Here is a 19,023-nt window from a genome sequence, read left to right on the forward strand (position 1 = left end):
AGATGATCGGGGGCTCCGCCCTCGCGGGCGGCCCGGTCCGGCCCCCCCGCCGGCGGCCGCGCTCAGCCGTCGCCGGCCGGCGCCTCCCGGGCGATCGCCGGCGGCCGGTGCACCCGCACCTCCGGCAGCGGCCCCGTCCAGGCCTCCACCTGCACGAGGCAGGACTGGGCCGAGGCCCCCTGGCCGAGCGAGGAGGTGCCGACGTCCCGCGTCAGCACGTTGGCGTTCCCGTGGACGCAGAGCGGCCCGGCCTCGGTCTCCCGCGGGTCCCACCAGGCGCCGGTGGACATGGTCACCACCCCCGGCCGCAGCCCCTCCTCCAGCACGAGGCCGGCCAGCGCCGCCCCCCGGTCGTTGAAGACCCGCACCACCTGCCCGGCCGCGAGCCCGCGCGCGCCGGCGTCCGCCGGGTGCATCCGGATCGGCTCCCGCCCCTCGATCTTGCTCGCCCGCGCCGCGCGCGCGGGGTCGAGCTGCCCGTGCAGCCGCGTCGCCGGCTGGTTCGAGAGAAGGTGCAGCGGGAAGCGCGACACGTCCCCGCCGAGCCACTCCCGCGGCGCGCGCCACACGGCGTGGCCGGGCACCTCCGGGTCGCCGAAGCCCGCGATCGTCTCGGAGTAGAGCTCCACCTTGCCCGAGGGCGTCCCCAGCGGCGCGGCCGCGGGGTCGGCCACGAAGTCGGCGAACCCCACGAAGTCGCCCGCCGCGGGCGGCGCGAACTCGATGTGCCCCTCCGCCCAGAAGCGGTCGAAGTCCGGCACCGTCTCGCCCAGGGCGTCGCAGGCGCGGCGGAAGCGGTCGTAGAGGTGCCGGAGCCAGGCCCCCTCGTCGCGCCCCTCCGTGAAGCGCTCGCGGTAGCCGAGCGCCTCCGCCACGTCGGCGAAGGCGTCGTGGTCGTTGCGCGCCTGCCCCTGCGGCGGCACCGCCCGGTGCATCGCCCGCAGGAAGCGGTCGCGCGAGGCGCTCGCGATGTCGTTCCGCTCGAGCGTGGTGGTCGCGGGAAGCACGATGTCCGCGTGGCGCGCGATCGAGGTCCACCACGGCTCCGACACCACGATCGTCTCGGGCCGGGAGAAGGCGCGCGCCAGCCGGTTGAGGTCCTGGTGGTGGTGGAAGGGGTTGCCGCCCGCCCAGAACACGAGGCGGATGTCCGGCAGCACGATGTCCCGCCCGTTGTAGCGCAGCACCTCCCCCGGCCGCTCCAGCAGCTCCGTCACGCGCGCGACGGGGATCGCGGTTCGCACGGGGTTGCGCGTCGCCGGCAGGTTCACCGTCGGCAGCTCCCGCCGCGCCGTCCCCATGCCGTTGATGCTGCCGTAGCCGAAGGCGATCCCCTGGCCGGGCTTGCCGATGCCGCCCAGCGCGCTGGCCAGGGCGACGAGCGCCCACCAGGGCTGCTCCCCGTGCTCGGCGCGTTGGATGGACCAGGTGGCGGTGAGCATCGTCGGCACGCCCGCCGCCTCCAGCGCCAGCGCCCGGATCCGCTCCGCCGGCACGTCGCAGAGGGGCGCCGCCCATTCCGGCGTCTTGGGCACCCCGTCCGCCTCGCCCGTCACGTAGGCGCGCAGCCGGTCCCAGCCGGTCGTGCAGCGGGAAAGGAACTTCCGGTCCTCGAGCCCCGCGGCGACGATCGCCCCGATCATCGCCAGCACCATCGCCGCGTCGCCGCCCGGCCGGATCGGCACCCACTCGGCGCCGAGGAACCCCGCCGTGTCGTCCCGCAGCGGGCTGACGTTGACGAAGCGCAGCCCCGCCTCCACGGCCTGGCGCATCAGCGGCACGTACTCGTGCGCGCCCCCGCCGCCCGCCGTCACCAGCCCGTTCTTGAGCGGCAGCCCGCCGAAGCAGACCATCAGCCGCGCGTGGCCGACGATGCTCCGCCAGTCCGTCACCGGCCCCGTGACGACGTCGTTCGTCCCCAGCACGTGCGGCATCAGCGTCATGCCCGCGCCGTAGGAGTAGTTCGTCACCTGCGTGGTGAAGCCGCCGCCCAGGCCGAGGAGGCGCTGCAGCTGGCTCCGCGCGTGGTGGAAGCGCCCGGCCGAGGCCCAGCCGTAGGATCCGCCGAGGATCGAGGCGTCCCCGTGCTCCGCCCGCACCCGCGCGGTCTCCTCCGCCACCAGCCGCACCGCCCGGTCCCAGGGGACGGGCACGAAGCGGTCCCGCCCGCGCGCGGAGCCCCGCCGCTCCCCGCGCAGCCAGCCCTCCCGCACGTAGGGGCGGTCGATGCGGCACTCCGCGTGGACAAGGTCGGGCATGCCCTCGATCAGCGGCCCCGGGTGCGGGTCGCGCGCGAAGGGCCGGGTGCCTATCACCCGCCCCTCCTCCACGACGGCGTCGAAGTAGCCCCAATGGGCGGCGTGCGGCGTGATCAGGACCATGGCAACCGACCATCCCCCGTCGCGGCCGCGCGATCAACCGCGCGCGGCGCCGACCCGGCCGGGGGACCCGCAACCGCCGCCCGGAAGCCGGCGTTCCTCCAGGTGATACGGCGCCGCGCCGGACCGCGCGCCGCTCCCCTCTCCCGCCGCCCCGCCGCCCCCGCCCGCCGGGCGGCCTCGCCGCGCCCCATCCCCAGGAGTTCCCCGCATGGACGACAAGACGAACGACCCCGCGCCCTCGCGCCGCCAGATCGTGGGCGGCGTGACCGCCGGCGCCGCCATGGCCGCCGTCGCCGCGCCTGCGCTCGCCCAAACGCAGGGGAGCGCCCAGGGCGGATCCCAGGGCGCCGCCCTCGGCTCCGGCACCGGCACGACCCCGCCCCTGCCGCTCGCGGTGCCGCACGACCCCCGCGACGCCTACCCCCGCCCGCCCTTCAAGGTGCAGACCCAGGCCGCCCCGGGCCTCGCCGGCCGGATGGAGCCCCGCCCCGACCACGGCGAGGCGAGCTACCGCGGCACCGGGCGCCTGATGGGCCGCAAGGCCCTCATCACCGGCGGCGATTCCGGCATCGGCCGCGCCGCCGCCATCGCCTACGCGCGCGAGGGCGCGGACGTCGCCATCGGCTACCTGCCGGCGGAGCAGGAGGACGCCGACGAGGTCCTGGCCATCATCCGCGACGCCGGCCGCAAGGCGGTCGCCCTGCCCGGCGACATCCGCGACGAGGCCTTCTGCAACCGCATGGTCGAGACCGCGGTGCGCGAGATGGGCGGGCTCGACATCCTCGTGAACAACGCGGGCATGCAGCGCGCCCAGCAGTCGATCGCCGACATCACGACGGAGCAGTTCGACGCGACCTTCAAGACGAACGTCTACGCGCCCTTCTGGATCACCCGCGCGGCCCTGCCCCACCTGAAGCCGGGCGCCGCCATCATCATCACCGCCTCCGAGCAGGCCTACGACCCCTCGGCCGTCCTCTTCGACTACGCCCAGACGAAGGCCTCGAACGTCGCCTTCTCCAAGGCGCTGTCCAAGCAGCTCGCGGGGAAGGGCATCCGCGTGAACGCCGTGGCGCCGGGCCCCTACTGGACGGCGCTGCAGCCCTCCGGCGGCGCCATCCCGGCGGCGCTAGCCGAGTTCGGCGCCAAGACCTCCCTCGGCCGCCCCGGCCAGCCCGTGGAGATCGCCCCGGTCTACGTCCTGCTGGCGAGCCAGGAGTCGAGCTTCACCACCGGCCAGGTCTTCGGCGCCTCCGGCGGCGGCGGCTTCCCCTGATCGGCTCCCCCTGATCCGGGCATGAAAAAGGGCCGGGGAGTTTCCTCCCCGGCCCTCATCCCGGATGGCGCGTGGTCAGACCCCGCGGCCGCGCCCCATGAAGTTCATCACCAGCATGATGAGGAACAGCACGATGAAGATGTAGAACAGGATCTTCGCGATGCCGACGGCGGCGCCCGCGATGCCGCCGAAGCCGAGAACGCCCGCGATCAACGCGACGACAAGGGCGATGATCGCCCAGCGCAGCAGACTGCCTTCAGCCATGGTAACCCCCGGTCCGTGAACGTGACGGGATGTGAACAAGCCGGGGGCTTGCAAGTTTCAGCCTCGTCCCCTCACGGCGCCGTGCCGCGCCTCACCCCTCGATGATCCGCCGCGCCCCCTCCGCCAGCACGCGCATGCCGAGCGCCAGGTCCTCCTCCGAGGTGTCCTCCGTCCAATGGTGGCTGATGCCGTTGATGGAGGGCACGAAGAGCATCGCCGCCGGCATCACCCGCGCGAGGTACTGCGCGTCGTGCCCCGCGCCCGAGGGCATGCGCTGCCAGCGGCCGGGCGCGATCGCCTCCGCCGCCGCGGCCAGCGCGTCCTGCAGCGCGGGGTCGCTGACAGCCGGCGTGGAGAGCGACATCGCCTCCAGCACCGCCGGGCAGCGCTCCCGCCGGTTGCTCTCGGCCACGCAGCGCCGCAACACCCCCTCCAGCCGCCGCAGCACCTCGATATCCACGTCGCGGTACTGGAAGAGGATCTCGGCGCCCCCCGGGATGATCGACGGCGCGCCGGGCGAGAGCGCGATGCGCCCCGCGGTCCAGACCGTGCGCTCGCCGCAGTGGCGCGGGAACTCCTCGTCGATCATGGTCAGCAGCCGCACGGCGGTCAGCCCCGCGTCGCGCCGCTCGGCCATGGTCGTCGTGCCCGCGTGGTTCTGCTGGCCCTCGATCGTGATGCGCCACTGCCAGATGGCGACGATCCCCGTCACCACCCCGATCCCGAGCCCCTGGCCCTCGAGCTGCCGCCCCTGCTCGATGTGCATCTCGAGGAAGGCCTTGTGCCGCCCCGGCTCCGCCCGCAGCCGCGGCCGCCCCTCCAGCCCCACCTCGCGCAGCGCGTCGCGCAGCGGCTTGCCGTGGTAGCGGTTGGCGAGGCGGTCGATCTCCGCCTCCTCCAGCAGCCCCGTGAAGGAGCGGCTGCCGATGAAGCTGCCGTAATGCCCCTCCTCGTCCGAGAAGACCGCGACGTCCACGGGCAGCCCGGCGCGCGCCAGGTGCAGCGCCGCCACGCAGCCGAGCGCGCCGTCGAGCCACCCCGCCTCGTTCTGGCTCTCCAGGTGGCTGCCGGCCAGCAGATGCGGCCCCGGCTTCGGGCTGCGGCCGAGGATGTTGCCGATCCCGTCGATCTCCGCCTCCAGCCCCTCCTCCCGCAGGCGGGAGACGAACCAGTGCCGCGCCTCCATGTCCTCGGGGGAGAAGGTCGGCCGGTGAACGCCCGTCCTGAACGCCCCGAAGCGCCGCAGCGCCTGGAGGTCCGCCAGGAAACCGTCCGTGTCCACCTTCATGCCCGCGAGTCCCCGCCGTTGCCGTGGGCGGGATGCTAGAGCGGATCGCGCCCCCCGGGTATCGCCCCGCCCCCGGCTGCCCGCGTCAGAGCATCCAGCCGGCGGGCGCGGGCGCGCCGTCCACCACCACCTCGAGCGCCTCGAAGCCGGAGACCGAGAGGCCGAGCCCGTCGTCCACCCAGGCCTCGTCCTCGCCCGGCCCCGTCGCGATCCAGAGGGCGAGCGAGGCGAAGACCTTCCGCACGGCCGGGTCCTCCCAGTAGCCCGCGTCGATGGTCAGCCGCAGCGTGTCCCGGCCCGCGCCGCCGAGGGCGATGTCCGGCCGCGGCTCCCGGTCGCCGTAGGCGTGGACCACGAGGTCGTCCCCCGCCCCGCCGAGAAGGACGTCCGGGCCCATCCCGCCCTCGAGCGTGTCGGCGCCCTCCCCGCCCCGCAACACGTCCCGCCCGGCGCCGCCGAGCAGCCAGTCGTCCCCCTCCCCGCCGGCCAGGGCGTCGTCGTCGGCCCCGCCCTCCAGCGTGTCCGCCCCCGCCCCGCCTTCCAGATCGTCCTCCCCCCGCCCGCCGGCCAGGCGCAGGCCCGGCACGGGGACGGGCGCGGGCGTCGGTGACGGCGCGGCCTCGGCGGTGGGCCCGGTCGCGGGTGCGGGCGGCGCCGGCGGCGGGTCCTCCATGGGCAGGGCGGCCGGAACCACCTCGGCCACCGGCGGCGTCGCGGCGGGCGGCGCCGGCTCCGGGGGAACGGGCGCCTGCGCCACCGGCGGCGGAGGCAGCGCCGCGACCGGTTCCGCCGGCGGGGCCGGCGGGGCTATGACGGGCTCGGGCACAGGCTCGGGCACGGGGGCGGCCAGGACCGGCGCATGGGGCGGCGCCTCCGCCGGCACCGGAAAGGGGGCCGGCGCCTCCGGGGGCATCGGCGCCGGCACCTCCGAAGCGGCCGGCACCGGCGGCGCCGGCGCCACGCCCTCCGGCACGGCCGCGACCGCGCGCGGGGCTTCCATCGCCGCCAGGACCAGCGCGCCATCCGGCACGCTCGCCCCCCAGGCGAGGATGGCCTGGAGCGCCGCCTTGTGCAGGCCGCTCGCGGTGTCGGCCGGCCCCTCGGGCGACCAGGACGTCTCGGTGTTTTCCAAGATCGTTTACCATTCGCAAGGAGTTGCCTTCTTGAAACCTTCCCCGGAGGCTTTCAAGGGGGATGTTCATGGCCTATCTGCCCGCTCCCCCGCCGCGGACGGGCCGCGCGCCCCCGCCCCCTTGATCGGCCATCCCCCCTGCCCCCCGCATCCCCCCCCGCGCCGCGCCCGCTGGCCACCGCCAGCTTCGCCTTCGACCTGCCCGAGGGGCTCATCGCCCAGTCCCCGGCCCGGCCGCGCGATTCCGCGCGCCTGCTCCGCGTCGCCCCGCCCGGCGGCGAGGACCCGGCCGAGGTCGCGGACCGGGTCGTCCGCGACCTGCCGGGCCTGCTGCGCCCGGGCGACCTGATGGTGGTGAACGACACGCGCGTGATCCCCGCCCGCCTCCGCGCCCGCCGCGGCGAGGCGCGGGTCGAGATCATGCTCAACCGCGCCGAGGCCGACGGCACCTGGCACGCCCTCGTCCGCAACGCCCGCAAGCTCCGGCCCGGGGACGTGCTGGCGATCGAGGGCGCGCCCGAGCTCGCCCCGCGCGTGGTGGAACCGCCCCAGGGCGGCGCCGTCCGCCTCGACTTCGGCCCGGACCCGGCCGCGCTGGCCGCCGCGCTGGAGCGCGCGGGCGAGATCCCGCTGCCCCCCTACATCGCCCGCCCCGACGGCCCCCGCCCGGAGGACCGCGAGGACTACCAGCCGATCTTCGCCCGCACCCCCGGCGCCGTCGCCGCGCCCACCGCCAGCCTGCACTTCACGCCGGCGCTGCTCGCGGCCCTCGAGGTCCGCGGCGTCGGCCGCGCGACCCTCACGCTCCATGTCGGCGCCGGCACCTTCCTGCCGCTGCGCGAGGAGGACCCGCGCGCCGGGCGCCTGCACGCCGAATGGGGCGAGGTGACGGAGAGCGCCGCCCGCGCCATCAACGAGGCCCGCGCCCGCGGGGGCCGCGTCGTCGCCATCGGCACCACCGCGCTCCGCCTGCTCGAGACCGCGGCGCGCGAGGACGGCACCCTCGCCCCCTTCCGCGGCCTCACCGACATCTTCCTCCTGCCCGGCCACCGCTTCCGCGGCGCCGACCTGCTGCTGACCAACTTCCACCTGCCCCGGAGCACGCTCTTCATGCTCGTCTGCGCCTTCGGCGGAACCGACCGGATGCGCGCGGCCTACGCCCACGCCATCGCCGCCGGCTACCGCTTCTACTCCTACGGCGACGCCTGCCTCATCGACCGCGACGACGCGGAAGCCAGCCGGTGAACGGTCCCCTGGGCTTCACGCTGCAGGGCCGCGACGGCGCCGCCCGCGCGGGCACGCTCCACACCGCGCACGGCGAGGTCCCCACCCCCGTCTTCATGCCCGTCGGCACCGCCGGCACGGTGAAGGCGATGACGGCGGACGCGGTGCGCGCGACCGGCGCCCGCATGGTGCTCGGCAACACCTACCACCTCATGCTCCGCCCCGGCGCCGAGCGCGTCGGCCGCCTCGGCGGCCTGCACAGGCTCATGGACTGGCAGGGCCCGATCCTGACGGATTCCGGCGGCTTCCAGGTCATGTCGCTCGCGGGCCTGCGGAAGATGGACGCCGACGGCGTCACCTTCCAATCCCACATCGACGGCAGCAAGCACCGCCTGACGCCGGAGCGCTCCATCGAGATCCAGCACCTGCTGGATGCCGACGTCACCATGTGCTTCGACGAGTGCACCCCCTTCCCCGCGACCGAGGCGGCGGCGGCGAGGAGCATGCGCCTCTCCATGCGCTGGGCCGCCCGCTCCCGCGCGGCCTTCACGCCCCGCGACGGCTACGGCCTCTTTGGCATCCAGCAGGGCAGCACCTTCGAGGGGCTCCGGGCCGAGAGCGCGCGGGCGCTGACCGACATCGGCTTCGAGGGCTACGCCATCGGCGGCCTCGCGGTCGGCGAGGGGCAGGAGGCGATGTTCCGCACCCTCGATTTCTCCGTGCCCATGCTGCCCACCGAAAAGCCCCGCTACCTCATGGGCGTGGGCACGCCCGCCGACATCATCGGCGCCGTCGCCCGCGGCGTGGACATGTTCGACTGCGTCATCCCCACGCGCTCCGGCCGCACCGGCCGCGCCTACACCAGCCGCGGCGTGCTCAACATGCGCAACGCCCGCCACGCCGACGACGCCTCCGCGCTCGACCCCGAATGCGACTGCCCGGCCTGCACGCGGCATTCCCGCGCCTATATCCAGCACCTCGTCCGGGCCGAGGAGATGCTCGGCCCGATGCTGCTGACCTGGCACAACATCCGCTACTACCAGACCCTCACCGCGCGGCTCCGCGCCGCCATCCTCGAGGGCCGCTTCGAGGCCGAGGCCGCCGCCATCGCGGCGAAGTGGGAGACCCCCGCCCCGGCCGAGCCGCCGTTGAAGGAGGAGACGACCTCATGAACCACGACGTGTCCGGCCTGACCCAGCTCGGCCAGTACACCACCCAGCCGAACAGCCCGGACGAGGCGGTGCTCGAGCGCGTGCCCAACCCGCACCCCGGCACGCATTACGTCGCCCGCTTCACCGCGCCCGAGTTCACCAGCCTCTGCCCGATCACCGCGCAGCCCGACTTCGCGCACCTCGTCATCGACTACATCCCCGGCGAGTGGCTGGTGGAGAGCAAGAGCCTCAAGCTTTATCTCACCGCCTTCCGCAACCACGGCGCCTTCCACGAGGCCTGCACCATCGACATCGCCAAGCGCCTCGCGGACCTGCTCCAGCCGGTGTGGCTCCGCATCGGCGGCTACTGGTACCCGCGCGGCGGCATCCCGATCGACGTCTTCTGGCAGACCGGCGCGCCCCCCGCCGGCGCCTGGATCCCCGACCAGGGCGTGCCGCCCTACCGCGGCCGCGGGTGACGGACCCGCGCGCGCCCATCCGCGACGAGGCGCTCCGCCTCGGCTTCGACGCGGTCGGCTTCGCGCGCGCCGAGCTCGGGCCCGAGGTGCGCGACCGCCTCGCCGACTTCCTGGCCGCCGGCTTGCACGGCGAGATGGGCTGGATGGAGGGCCGCGCCGAGCAGCGCGCCCACCCGCGCGCCCTCTGGCCCGAGGCCCTGTCGGTTGTCTCCCTCGGCCTCTCCTACGCCCCGGCCGACGACCCGCTGGCGAGCCTCGCGCAGCCCGACCGCGGCACGATCAGCGTCTACGCCCGCCACCGCGACTACCATGACCTCGTGAAGTCCCGCCTGAAGGCGCTCGCCCGCTGGATGGTCGCGCGCTTCGACGCGCCCGGCGTGAAGGTCTTCGTCGACACCGCCCCGGTTTCCGAAAAGCCCCTCGCCCAGCAGGCCGGCCTCGGCTGGCAGGGCAAGCACACCAACCTCGTCTCCCGCGCCCACGGCTCCTGGCTCTTCCTCGGCGAGATCTACACGACGCTGGCCCTCGAGCCCGACGCGCCGCACGCGGACCGCTGCGGCCGCTGCACCCGCTGCCAGGTCGCCTGCCCCACCGACGCCTTCCCCGCGCCCTACCGGCTCGACGCCCGCCGCTGCGTCTCCTACCTCACCATCGAGCACCGCGGCCCCATCCCGGAGGAGCTCCGCCCCCGCCTCGGCAACCGCATCTACGGCTGCGATGACTGCCTGGCCGTCTGCCCCTGGAACCGCTTCGCGACGCCGACCGCCGTGCCCGGCCTGGTCGCGCGCGAGGACCTCGTGGCGCCCCGCCTCGCCGAGCTCGCCGCCCTCGACGACGCCGCCTTCCGCGCGCGCTTCTCGGGCTCGCCCATCAAGCGTGTCGGCCGCGGGCGCTTCGTGCGGAACGTGCTGAACGCGATCGGCAACTCGGGCGACGCCTCGCTCCTCCCCCTCGCCCGATCCCTCGCGGACGACGAGGACCCCGTCGTCGCCGACAGCGCCCGCTGGGCCGCGGCCCGCCTCGCCTCAGCCCCTCAGGTCAGCTCCACCGCGTAGCGGTGCGCGCGGGTGTCGAGGCGCGAGACCCGCATCTCCACCGGCCGCCGCGCGGCGTCGAAGGTCACGCGCTCGATCACCAGCATCGGCGTTCCCAGGGGGATGCCAAGGACCGCCGCGTCCTCCTCCGTCGCCGCGGCCGCCGAGAGCACCTCCTCGGACCGCACCACCGTGATGCCGTGCGCGCTCTGGTAGTGGACGTAGATCTCGGCCCCGAGCTGGTCCGGGGCGATCGGCAGGTTCAGCCCGGGGAAGAGGGCCGCGGGAAGGCTGATGCGCTCGGCGATCCGCGGCGCGCCGTCGAGCCGCCGGCTGCGGTCCACCCGGTACACCTCGGCGCCCGGCGGGAGGGCGAGCCGCGCGGCCTCCTCCTCCGTCGCCGGCCCGGTCGTGACCCGCGTGATGAAGGATTCCGGGTCGGCCGGCCGCCCGTCGAGCGTCCGCACCCGGAAGAACTGCCCGAGCGCCGCCCGGCTGGTGTGGCGGGCCACGTAGGTCCCGCGCCCCTGCCGCCGCTCGATCAGGTGCCGCCGCTCGAGCCCCGAGAGCGCCCGGCGCAGCGTGCCCGGGGAGACGCCGAGCTCGTGCGCCAGCTCCGGCTCGGCCGGCAGGGCCTGGCCGGAGGTCCAGGCTCCCGAGACGATCCGCTCGTTCAGGATGGCCTCGACCTGCGCGTAGAGGGGCCGCGCGTCGGGCCGGCGCAGGTCACTCAAGGGACGTTTCCGGGATTCATGCTGCCCCAATCCTATACCGCGGCCAGGGTCGAGGCGAGGCCGCCCCCGGTTGGGGGAATCGGCTTCGCCGGAGGGCGACCCATCGCTGACGAAACCGTTAGCAGTGCAGTCTTGTGTCTTATAGATGACCGTGGCAAACCCCTCCTGCCGCCGTCATAGACGGGCCGGGTTTGGGGTAGGAAACAATCGGGGACGACGCTGGTCCCGCCTTCCAGGGCCTTGGGCACAACGCCCGGAAGCCCGGCGGACCGCGTCGTCACCCACAACTCCCCCTCCTTTTCCACCGATCGCCACCGCCTCGCCACCGCCTCGCCACCGTGCCCCGCGCCGCGCGGCCCTTTCGCGCGTCCGCCGTTCGTTACTGTATTCGTCAATAGAAACTCGGGGCCGCCCCGCCCCGGCCAAGTAAAACCGGCCCCGCCAATACTTGCCGCCGCCGCCCCGGCAGAACCCCGCGCGGGCGGCCGGTCAAGGCGCCCGCGGATACCTTGCCGGAAGGCCGCCTCGTCCCGCCGCCATTCGGGATCTATCCGAAACGGCTTGCGCCACCCCTCCCGATGCTGTTACCGCTGCTTGCATGACGTCCGCGCCCCGACCGCCGGCCATCCCTGGCCGGCTGCTCAACGCGGCGTTCCCGTGCGCGATGCCGCGGAGCGCCCCTCCGACCCGAGCCGGGAGTTCGAGCCGACGATGCCAGAACGGCATCCCCCGGCTCGCGCTCGCCTCGACCCTTGTCCTCGGCCTCGGCTCCCTTGCCGCCGGCTGCGCCTCCGCCGAGGACGCGGAACCCTCCCCCGCCCTCGCCGCCGCCGAGGCGCCGGCCCTCCCCCTTCCCCCGCCGCCGCCTCCTGCCCGCCGCGCGGCGGCCGGCCCCCGCGCCGCGTGCCTGCAGGCCGCCCGCCAGGCCGAGGCCGCCCACGACATCCCCCGCGGCCTGATGGTGGCCGTCGCCCTCGCGGAATCCGGGCTGCACGCCTACGCCATGAACATCGGCGGCCAGAGCCACTTCCCCGCCAGCAACGAGGACGCGCGGCGCCTCTACAACGCCGCCGGCCGCGGCGGGAACGTCATGGCCGGCTGCGTGCAGGTGAACGCCCGCGTCCACGCCCGCGGCGCGGAATGGCCGCTCGACCCCTGGGCCGCGGCGGACTGGGGGGCGGGCTTCCTCCGCGCCCATTACGAGCGGTCCGGAAGCTGGACCGAGGCGCTGCGGCGCTGGAACGGCGGCGGCGCCTCGGGCGACCGGCTGGCCTGCCGCGTCCAGGCGAAGCTCGCCGCCGCCAACCCCGGCAGCACCCTCCTCGCCGACGCCCGCTGCGGCGGCAACGCGCGCGAGCGCCGCAACGGCGAGGCGCTGCTCGAGATCGCCGAGGCCGCCGAGTAGCCGGGAGGCCCTAGCGGCCCGCGAGCAGCGGCGCCGCGGCCCGGGCGGTCTCCCGCGCCAGGATCGCGTAGCCGCCGTCGCTCGGGTGAACGCGGTCCGCGGTGAAGATGTCGGGGTTGGTCCGGTTCGCGACGCGCGCGAATTCCGGGATGGCCGCGAAGTCCACCACCGCCTCCGCCCCCGCCGCGTTCGCGAGGACGAGGCGGTTGTAGTCCGCGAGCTCCACCCGCTTGCGGAAGGGGAAGTCCGGCCGCGCGAGCTTGGTGGAGGCGATCACCCGCCAGCGCTGCGCGTGGGCGCGGGCGACGTAGTCCACGAGCGCCCGGTGCGCCGCGGCCCCGCTCGCCCCCTGGTCGATGTCGTTGTCGCCGGCCTGGATGAAGAGCAGCCGCGGGCCCTCTTCCCCCTCGGCCAGGGGGGCGACGTTGCGGTCGTAGAGCCGCAGGCACTCGGCCATCGGGCGCCCCCAGTGCGCGGTGTTGTGGACCCGCCCCCGCCAGCCCAGCCGGGCCACGACCCCCTCCGCCAGGGCCCCGCCAGGCGTGGCCCCGCTGCCGGCCGCGATGCTGTCGCCGTCGAAGAGGAAGACCCCGCCCTCGGTGGCCGCGGCGCAGCGCGCCCCCGCCGCCGCGGCCATAACCCCCAGCAGATCGCGCCGCCGCATCGCCCCTCCTCGTGCCCGGACCCGCCGGCCGGCGAGGCTAGCACCGCCCCAGCCGGTTTCCACGCGCCGGGCGGGATGCCTTGCCGAGGCCCGGCCGGGCCGCCATCTCCCCCGGGATGCCCCACCCCGAAAGCTGGATGACGGTCACCCCCCTCGGCCTCTACTGCGAGCCCGGGGACTTCTTCATCGACCCCTCCCGCCCGGTCGACCGCGCCGTGGTCAGCCACGGCCACGCCGACCACGCCCGCCCCGGCCACAAGGCCGTGCTCGCCACCCCGGACACCCTCGCCATCATGCGCGCCCGCTTCGGCGAGGACCGCGCGGGCGACGTGCAGGAGTCGCTTCCCTATGGCGAGAGCGTCACCCGCAACGGCGTCCGCATCACCCTCCTCCCCGCCGGCCACGTCCTCGGCTCGGCCCAGGTGGCGCTGGAGTGGAAGGGGAGCCGCATCGTCGTCTCCGGCGACTACAAGCGGCGCCGCGACCCCACCTGCGCCGCCTTCGAGCCGATGGAGTGCGACGTCTTCGTCACCGAGGCCACCTTCGCCCTCCCCGTCTTCCGCCACCCGCCCGACGCCCACGAGATCCGCCGGCTGCTGGACAGCGTGGCCCTGTTTCCGGAGCGGGCGCACGTCGTCGGCGCCTACGCGCTCGGCAAGACGCAGCGGATCATCGCCCTCCTGCGGGAGGCCGGCTGGGACCGCCCCGTCTACCTCCACGGCGCCGTCGAGAAGCTCTGCACCCTCTACGAGGAGCTCGGCGTGCCGCTCGGCGACCTTCGCCCCGTGCCCAAGGGCCTCAAGCGCGGCCACCCGCCCATCCTGCCCGGCGAGATCGTCATCGCGCCCCCCTCCGCCGAGGCCACCCCCTGGGCCCGGCGCCTGGCCGACCCCGTCACCTGCGCCGCCTCCGGCTGGATGACGGTCCGCCAGCGCGCCCGGCTGCGCGGGGTGGAGCTGCCGCTGATCGTCTCGGACCACGCCGACTGGGACGAGCTGCTGCAGACGATGGAGGACGTGCGCGCGCCCGAGGTCTGGGTCACCCACGGCCGCGACGACGCCCTCGTCCACGCCCTGTCGCTGCGCGGCATCCGCGGCCGGGCGCTCCACCTCGTCGGCCGCGACGAGGAGGACGAGGGCGCCCCCGAGGCCCCGCCCACCCCCGAGGAGGCCGCGGGTGTCGCGCCCGGCGCGCCGGCGCCGCGGGGCGCGCCGGCTTGAGCGTCCAGGCCTTCGCCGACCTGCTGGAGCGGCTCGTCTTCACCCCCGGCCGCCACGCCAAGATCGCCCTTCTCCGCCGCTGGTTCGAGGACCAGCCCGACCCCGACCGCGGCGTCGGCCTCGCCGCGCTGACCGGGGAGCTCGCCTTCACCGCCGCCAAGCCGATGGTCATCCGCGAGCTCGTGGAGAGCCGGGTGGACAAGGTCCTCCTCGCCCTCTCCCACGACTACGTCGGCGACTTCGCCGAGACCGTCGCCCTCATCTGGCCGGAGCGGGAGGGGGTGAACGCCCCGCCGCCCTCCCTCTCCGAGGTGGTGGAGGGCCTGGAACTGGCCTCCCGCGCCGAGGTTCCGGCGCTGATGGAGGGCTGGCTCGACACGCTCGACGCGGCCGGCCGCCTCGCCCTCATCAAGCTCGTCACCGGCGGCCTCCGCGTCGGCGCCTCCGCCCGCCTGGCCAAGACGGCGCTGGCAGAGTGGTCGGGCCAGGAGGTCGGCGAGATCGAGGAGGTCTGGCACGGCGTCGCGCCCCCCTACCTCCCCCTGTTCCGCTGGCTGGAGGGCGAGGGTCCCCGCCCCGACGCCGCCGGCGCCCCGGTCTTCCGCCCCCTCATGCTCGCCCACCCGCTGGAGGCCCCGGCCGACGTCGCCGCCGTGGAGGCGAGCCCCGCCGACTGGCGGGCCGAGTGGAAATGGGACGGCATCCGCGTCCAGATCACCGCCGGGCCCGGCGGCCGCCGGATGTGGTCCCGCACCGGGGAGGACATCTCCGGCGCCTTCCCCGAGATCGCCGAGGCCATGGAATTCCACGCCGTCCTCGACGGCGAGCTGCTGGTGGTCCGGGACGGCGTCGTCGCCCCCTTCTCCGACCTCCAGCAGCGCCTCAACCGCAAGGTCATCGGCCCGAAGCTGATGCGCGACCACCCCGTCGCCGTCCGCCTCTACGACCTGCTGCTCGACGGCGAGGAGGACCTGCGCGCCCTCCCCTTCGACGCCCGCCGCGCCCGGTTGGAAGCCTGGTACGCCCGCCACGCTCCCGCCCGGATGGACGTCTCGGAGCTGATCCCCTTCACCGGCCTGCACGACCTCTCGGCCCTGCGGGACACCGCCCGCGCCGCCTCGATCGAGGGGCTGATGCTCAAGCGCGCCGACAGCGCCTACCTTCCCGGCCGGGTGAAGGGGCTCTGGTGGAAGTGGAAGCGGGCGCCGCTCAGCGTCGACGCCGTGCTGATGTACGCCCAGCGCGGCCACGGCAAGCGCAGCAGCTACTACTCCGACTACACCTTCGGCCTCTGGCGCAGGAACGAGGACGGCACGCGGGAGCTCGTGCCCGTCGGCAAGGCCTATTCCGGCTTCACCGACCAGGAGCTGGTGATGCTCGACCGCTGGGTCCGCAACCACACCACCGGCCGCTTCGGCCCGGTGCGGGAGGTGGAGAAGGCCTTCGTGCTGGAGGTGATCTTCGACGCCGCCCAGCTCTCCACCCGCCACCGCTCCGGCGTCGCCATGCGCTTCCCCCGGATCGCCCGCCTCCGCCCCGACAAGCCCGCGGAGGAGGCGGACGCGCTGGAGACCCTCCTGGGCATGGTGGAGAACCGCCCGGCCTGACCCGCGCGGGCCACGAGGCGGAACGGTTGCCGCCGCTTGGTAACAACTGCGCGATCACCCGGCCCAGTCGGGAACCCTCCCGCCACCACCCGCCCGGCCCGCGGGACGCACGGGATAGTGAACGAGTAATAAAATCAGCGCTTACCACCCCAGGGTTGTATAATCCTGCCGGGCAACCCCTTCCCGGACCGCTCCGCGGGCGCCCGCCGCCGCCCCCACGCTTTCCGTGACAGCCCCCCCGGCCTTCGATAGAGCGGAAATCCCCCTGGGCGGCGCGAGCGCCCCTCCGCAAAAGCGGAACCGCCCGCGTGTGCCAACCCCTCGAGGCCGCCGGCAGAGATGCACAACACCCTCCCGGTGCCGGAACGGAGCCCGCGGACCGCGAGCAAGGTGTCGCCCGCCCTCCGCTTTCGGGGCCTCCGCGTCTCCACCCGCCTCCTCCTGATCATCGGCGCCTGCCTCCTGCCCACGCTCGCCCTGCAGGCGACCGTGAGCTGGAGCCAGCTCACCGAGCGCCGCGCCCAGCTCGGCGACCTCGCCATCCACCAGGCCGAGCTGCTCGGCGGCAACGTCGAGGGGATCGCCAGCGGCGCGCGGATCCTCCTCGGCGCGGCCTCGCAGTCCAACCAGGTGCGCAGCACCGGCAGCGGCTGCGGCGCGCGCCTGGCCGGCCTGCGGGAGCAGGCGGCGGGCTACGCCTTCATCGCGCTGGTCGAGCCCGGCGGGCGCGTCGCCTGCGCCTCCGACGCCGCCCTCCTCGCGGGCGACCCGCCGGACTGGGCGCGCGCCGCCGTGGATGCCACGGGCTTCGGCGCCGGCCGCTTCACCCGCACCGCCACCCATCCCGCGGGCGTGCTGCCCTTCCACCTGCCCCTTCCCGGCGGGCGGGCGCTGGTCGCGGCCCTCGACCTCGACGGGCTCGCGGGGCAGCTCCGCACGCTCAAGCGCACCGGCTCCCCTTTCCTCGCGGGCGGCGTCCTCACCATCGCCGACGCCGGCGGCACCATCCTCGCGCGCGACGTCCGCCACGCCGAGTTCGTGGGCCGGCCCTTCCCGCCGGAGGCGATGGAGCTCGTCGGCGCCACCGCGCCCGGCCTGCTGCGCCTGCGCAGCATCGACGGCGCGCACCGGCTGGTCGGCTACACGCCGCCGACGCCGGCCAACCACGGCCTCTCCGCCCTTGCCGGCTTCTCGGAGCCGGAGCTGATGGGCGACATCGAGCACGCCCTCCTCCGCGGGGTGCTGCTGCTCGCGGGGGTGAGCGTCGTCGTCTTCCTCCTCACCCTCCTCGCCGCCCGCCGCTTCGTCACGCGCCCGACTCAGGCCCTGCTGGCCGCGGCGGAGGAGTGGCGCCTCGGCAACCTCGCGGCCCGCGCGCCCGACTGCGGCCCCGCCTCGGAGTTCGGCCAGCTCGCCCTCGCCTGGAACAGCATGGCGGCCGAGCTCCGCCAGCGCGAGGAGGAGCTGCGCGAGCACGCCGAGGCGCTCGAGCGCCGCGTCGAGAGCCGCACCCGCGAGCTGGTGGAGGCCAACGCGCGCCTCTCGGCCGAGGTCGCCGAGCGCCAGCACACCGAGGCCGCGCTGCTGCAGGCGCAGAAGGTCCAGGCGGTCGGCCAGCTCGCCGGCGGCATCGCGCACGACTTCAACAACGTGCTCCAGGCCGTGCTCGGCGGCATCAACCTCATCCGCCGCCGCGCGGGCGACCCCGCGGCCGTGCGGCGCCTCGCGGACATGGTCCAGGACGCCGCGCGTCGCGGCGAATCCGTAACCCGCCGCCTCCTCGCCTTCTCCCGGCGCGAGGAGCTGCGCGCCGACACCCTCGCGATCGGCTGCCTCCTCCGCGGGCTGCAGGAGGTGCTCTCCGCCACCCTCGGCTCGCGCATCCGGGTCGAGGTCGAGACCGCGCCGGGCCTTCCCCCCATCCTCGCCGACCGCGGGCAGCTCGAGACCGTCCTCGTCAACCTCGCGACCAACGCGCGGGACGCCATGCCCGGCGGCGGCACGCTCCGCCTGCACGCGGGCACCGCCCGCCACGACCCCGCCGCCCCGGAGGAGGGCGCCAAGGGCCTCGCCCCTGGCGACTACGTCCGCATCACCGTCACCGACACCGGCGAGGGGATGAGCCCCGCCGTGCTCGCCCGCGCGGCGGAGGCCTTCTTCACCACCAAGCCCCTCGGCCAGGGCACCGGCCTCGGCCTTGCCATGGCGCGCAGCTTCGCCCAGGGCTCGGGCGGGGCGCTGTCGATCGCGAGCGCGCCCGGCGAGGGGACGAGCGTGTCCCTCCTGCTTCCCGTCGCGGCCGCGGCGGCGGCTCCCGCCCCGCCGGGCACCGCCGCCCCCGCCCGCCGCGGCCCCGACCGGCGCCCGCGCGTGCTGCTGGTGGACGACGAGCCGATCGTGCGCGAGGTGCTCTCGGCCCAGCTCGCCGACCTCGGCTACGCCGTCACCGAGGCGGCGGACGGCAACGCCGCCCTCGCCGCGCTCGATGCCGCGGAGCCCTTCGACATCCTGGTGAGCGACCTCGCCATGCCCGGCCTCGACGGCGTCGCCCTCATCCGCGAGGCCCAGCGCTGCCAGCCCGGCCTGCCCGCCATCCTCGTCACCGGCTACGCCGGCGAGGCCGCCTCGCTCGCGGTCGGCAACGCGCTGGGGGGCACCTTCACCCTTCTCCGCAAGCCCGTCAGCGGCATCGACCTCGCCGACCGCGTCGCGACCCTGCTCGGCGAGCCCGCGCCGCGCGCGGAAGCGGGCGACTAGGCGGAACGCCATCAACTCCCCGCGCGCGGGGTCAACGGGTTCTTAAAGGAAGGCGGGGATTTTGGGCGCAACGACGTCCAGCCGGAGTCCCCCGCCCATGACACGACGCTTCGCCTCCTGGCCCATCGCGCTTCGCCTCCACCTCTGCACGCTCGTTGCCGTGCTCGGGCTGGTCGGCCTTGCCGCCTACGAGGTGAGGGGCCGCTCGGAGGAGCTGGAGCGGAACCGGATCGGCCTGCTGCGCGCCGTGGTGGACACCGCGCTCGCCACCGCGAAGCGCTTCGAGGCGGAGGAGAAGGCGGGCCGGATGGACCGCGACGCCGCCCAGGAGGCCGCCGCCGCCGCCATCCGCGCCATCCGCTACAGCGGCCAGGAGTACCTCTGGATCAACGACGCCGAGGTGCGCCCGC

The 19,023-nt window shown here is 75.4% G+C and carries 16 protein-coding genes; 10 read left to right on the plus strand and 6 right to left on the minus strand.

The window, feature by feature from the left end; genetic code table 11:
* Nucleotides 1-62: 62 nt before the first annotated feature.
* Nucleotides 63-2,381 (minus strand): molybdopterin-dependent oxidoreductase, encoded by a 2,319-nt coding sequence (locus EAH89_RS19925; protein ID WP_140885462.1) that lies wholly within the window; start codon nt 2,379-2,381, stop codon nt 63-65.
* Between the two features lie 208 nt (nt 2,382-2,589).
* Here EAH89_RS19925 and EAH89_RS19930 point away from each other — a divergent pair, with 208 nt between their 5' ends.
* Nucleotides 2,590-3,654, plus strand: a complete 1,065-nt coding sequence (locus EAH89_RS19930; protein ID WP_140885463.1) for an SDR family oxidoreductase — start codon at nt 2,590-2,592, stop codon at nt 3,652-3,654.
* 75 nt (nt 3,655-3,729) lie between these two features.
* Here EAH89_RS19930 and EAH89_RS19935 read toward each other — a convergent pair whose 3' ends face one another.
* The 3 genes from EAH89_RS19935 to EAH89_RS32700 form a co-directional block, all read right to left on the minus strand.
* Nucleotides 3,730-3,918, minus strand: a complete 189-nt coding sequence (locus EAH89_RS19935) for a DUF1328 domain-containing protein (protein WP_456306516.1) — start codon at nt 3,916-3,918, stop codon at nt 3,730-3,732.
* Nucleotides 3,919-4,009: 91 nt separating this feature from the next.
* Nucleotides 4,010-5,206, minus strand: a complete 1,197-nt coding sequence (locus tag EAH89_RS19940) for a Zn-dependent hydrolase (protein ID WP_140885464.1) — start codon at nt 5,204-5,206, stop codon at nt 4,010-4,012.
* Between the two features lie 85 nt (nt 5,207-5,291).
* Complete coding sequence (locus tag EAH89_RS32700) at nt 5,292-6,338, minus strand: calcium-binding protein (RefSeq protein ID WP_140885465.1); 1,047 nt, start codon at nt 6,336-6,338, stop codon at nt 5,292-5,294.
* Between the two features lie 171 nt (nt 6,339-6,509).
* Here EAH89_RS32700 and queA point away from each other — a divergent pair, with 171 nt between their 5' ends.
* Genes queA through queG form a run of 4 tightly spaced genes read left to right on the plus strand, consistent with a single transcriptional unit; the run spans nt 6,510 to nt 10,247 of the window.
* A complete protein-coding gene (gene queA, locus EAH89_RS19950) occupies nt 6,510-7,583 on the plus strand; it encodes a tRNA preQ1(34) S-adenosylmethionine ribosyltransferase-isomerase QueA (RefSeq protein ID WP_140885483.1) in 1,074 nt (357 codons plus the stop codon).
* Nucleotides 7,580-8,734, plus strand: coding sequence for a tRNA guanosine(34) transglycosylase Tgt (gene tgt / locus EAH89_RS19955; RefSeq protein ID WP_241667110.1), 1,155 nt, complete (start codon nt 7,580-7,582; stop codon nt 8,732-8,734). The genes queA and tgt overlap by 4 nt, the downstream gene beginning before the upstream one ends.
* Nucleotides 8,731-9,192 carry a preQ(1) synthase gene (gene queF, locus EAH89_RS19960; protein WP_140885466.1) on the plus strand — a complete coding sequence of 154 codons (462 nt, stop codon included), beginning with the start codon at nt 8,731-8,733 and terminating at the stop codon, nt 9,190-9,192. Before tgt ends, queF begins: the two co-directional genes overlap by 4 nt.
* Complete coding sequence (queG, locus tag EAH89_RS19965; protein ID WP_140885467.1) at nt 9,189-10,247, plus strand: tRNA epoxyqueuosine(34) reductase QueG; 1,059 nt, start codon at nt 9,189-9,191, stop codon at nt 10,245-10,247. The genes queF and queG overlap by 4 nt, the downstream gene beginning before the upstream one ends.
* Here queG and EAH89_RS19970 read toward each other — a convergent pair.
* Nucleotides 10,226-10,960: a GntR family transcriptional regulator gene (locus EAH89_RS19970; RefSeq protein WP_140885468.1), complete on the minus strand. Its 735-nt coding sequence runs from the start codon at nt 10,958-10,960 to the stop codon at nt 10,226-10,228. The genes queG and EAH89_RS19970 overlap by 22 nt on opposite strands.
* Nucleotides 10,961-11,624: 664 nt before the next feature.
* Here EAH89_RS19970 and EAH89_RS19975 point away from each other — a divergent pair.
* The gene (locus tag EAH89_RS19975) at nt 11,625-12,365 is read left to right on the plus strand and encodes a transglycosylase SLT domain-containing protein (protein WP_241667111.1); all 741 of its coding nucleotides are present in this window, start codon (nt 11,625-11,627) and stop codon (nt 12,363-12,365) included.
* Nucleotides 12,366-12,375: 10 nt separating this feature from the next.
* On the opposite strand, the gene EAH89_RS19980 is transcribed toward EAH89_RS19975, so the two are convergent.
* Entirely contained in the window at nt 12,376-13,029 is a 654-nt protein-coding gene (locus EAH89_RS19980; protein ID WP_140885469.1) for an SGNH/GDSL hydrolase family protein, read from the minus strand.
* 137 nt (nt 13,030-13,166) lie between these two features.
* On the opposite strand from EAH89_RS19980, the gene EAH89_RS19985 reads away from it, so the two are divergent.
* The 4 genes from EAH89_RS19985 to EAH89_RS20000 form a co-directional block, all read left to right on the plus strand.
* Nucleotides 13,167-14,249: a ligase-associated DNA damage response exonuclease gene (locus EAH89_RS19985; RefSeq protein ID WP_140885470.1), complete on the plus strand. Its 1,083-nt coding sequence runs from the start codon at nt 13,167-13,169 to the stop codon at nt 14,247-14,249.
* Nucleotides 14,246-15,856, plus strand: a complete 1,611-nt coding sequence (locus EAH89_RS19990) for a cisplatin damage response ATP-dependent DNA ligase (RefSeq protein WP_140885471.1) — start codon at nt 14,246-14,248, stop codon at nt 15,854-15,856. Before EAH89_RS19985 ends, EAH89_RS19990 begins: the two co-directional genes overlap by 4 nt.
* 339 nt (nt 15,857-16,195) lie before the next feature.
* The gene (locus tag EAH89_RS19995) at nt 16,196-18,613 is read left to right on the plus strand and encodes an ATP-binding protein (protein WP_140885472.1); all 2,418 of its coding nucleotides are present in this window, start codon (nt 16,196-16,198) and stop codon (nt 18,611-18,613) included.
* Between the two features lie 97 nt (nt 18,614-18,710).
* The coding region (locus EAH89_RS20000) for a cache domain-containing protein (RefSeq protein ID WP_194152351.1) at nt 18,711-19,023 on the plus strand (313 nt) is incomplete at its 3' end.

It is taken from the genome of Muricoccus nepalensis (assembly GCF_006438825.1).
GTDB lineage: Bacteria > Pseudomonadota > Alphaproteobacteria > Acetobacterales > Acetobacteraceae > Roseomonas > Roseomonas nepalensis.

Coding starts and splice junctions, on each gene's coding strand:
- EAH89_RS19925 (WP_140885462.1), bottom strand. CDS start 2,381: ATGGTCCTGATCACGCCGCACGCCGCCCATTGGGGCTACTTCGACGCC.
- EAH89_RS19930 (WP_140885463.1), top strand. CDS start 2,590: ATGGACGACAAGACGAACGACCCCGCGCCCTCGCGCCGCCAGATCGTG.
- EAH89_RS19935 (WP_456306516.1), bottom strand. CDS start 3,918: ATGGCTGAAGGCAGTCTGCTGCGCTGGGCGATCATCGCCCTTGTCGTC.
- EAH89_RS19940 (WP_140885464.1), bottom strand. CDS start 5,206: ATGAAGGTGGACACGGACGGTTTCCTGGCGGACCTCCAGGCGCTGCGG.
- queF (WP_140885466.1), top strand. CDS start 8,731: ATGAACCACGACGTGTCCGGCCTGACCCAGCTCGGCCAGTACACCACC.
- EAH89_RS19975 (WP_241667111.1), top strand. CDS start 11,625: ATGCCGCGGAGCGCCCCTCCGACCCGAGCCGGGAGTTCGAGCCGACGA.
- EAH89_RS19980 (WP_140885469.1), bottom strand. CDS start 13,029: ATGCGGCGGCGCGATCTGCTGGGGGTTATGGCCGCGGCGGCGGGGGCG.
- EAH89_RS19985 (WP_140885470.1), top strand. CDS start 13,167: ATGACGGTCACCCCCCTCGGCCTCTACTGCGAGCCCGGGGACTTCTTC.
- EAH89_RS19995 (WP_140885472.1), top strand. CDS start 16,196: ATGCACAACACCCTCCCGGTGCCGGAACGGAGCCCGCGGACCGCGAGC.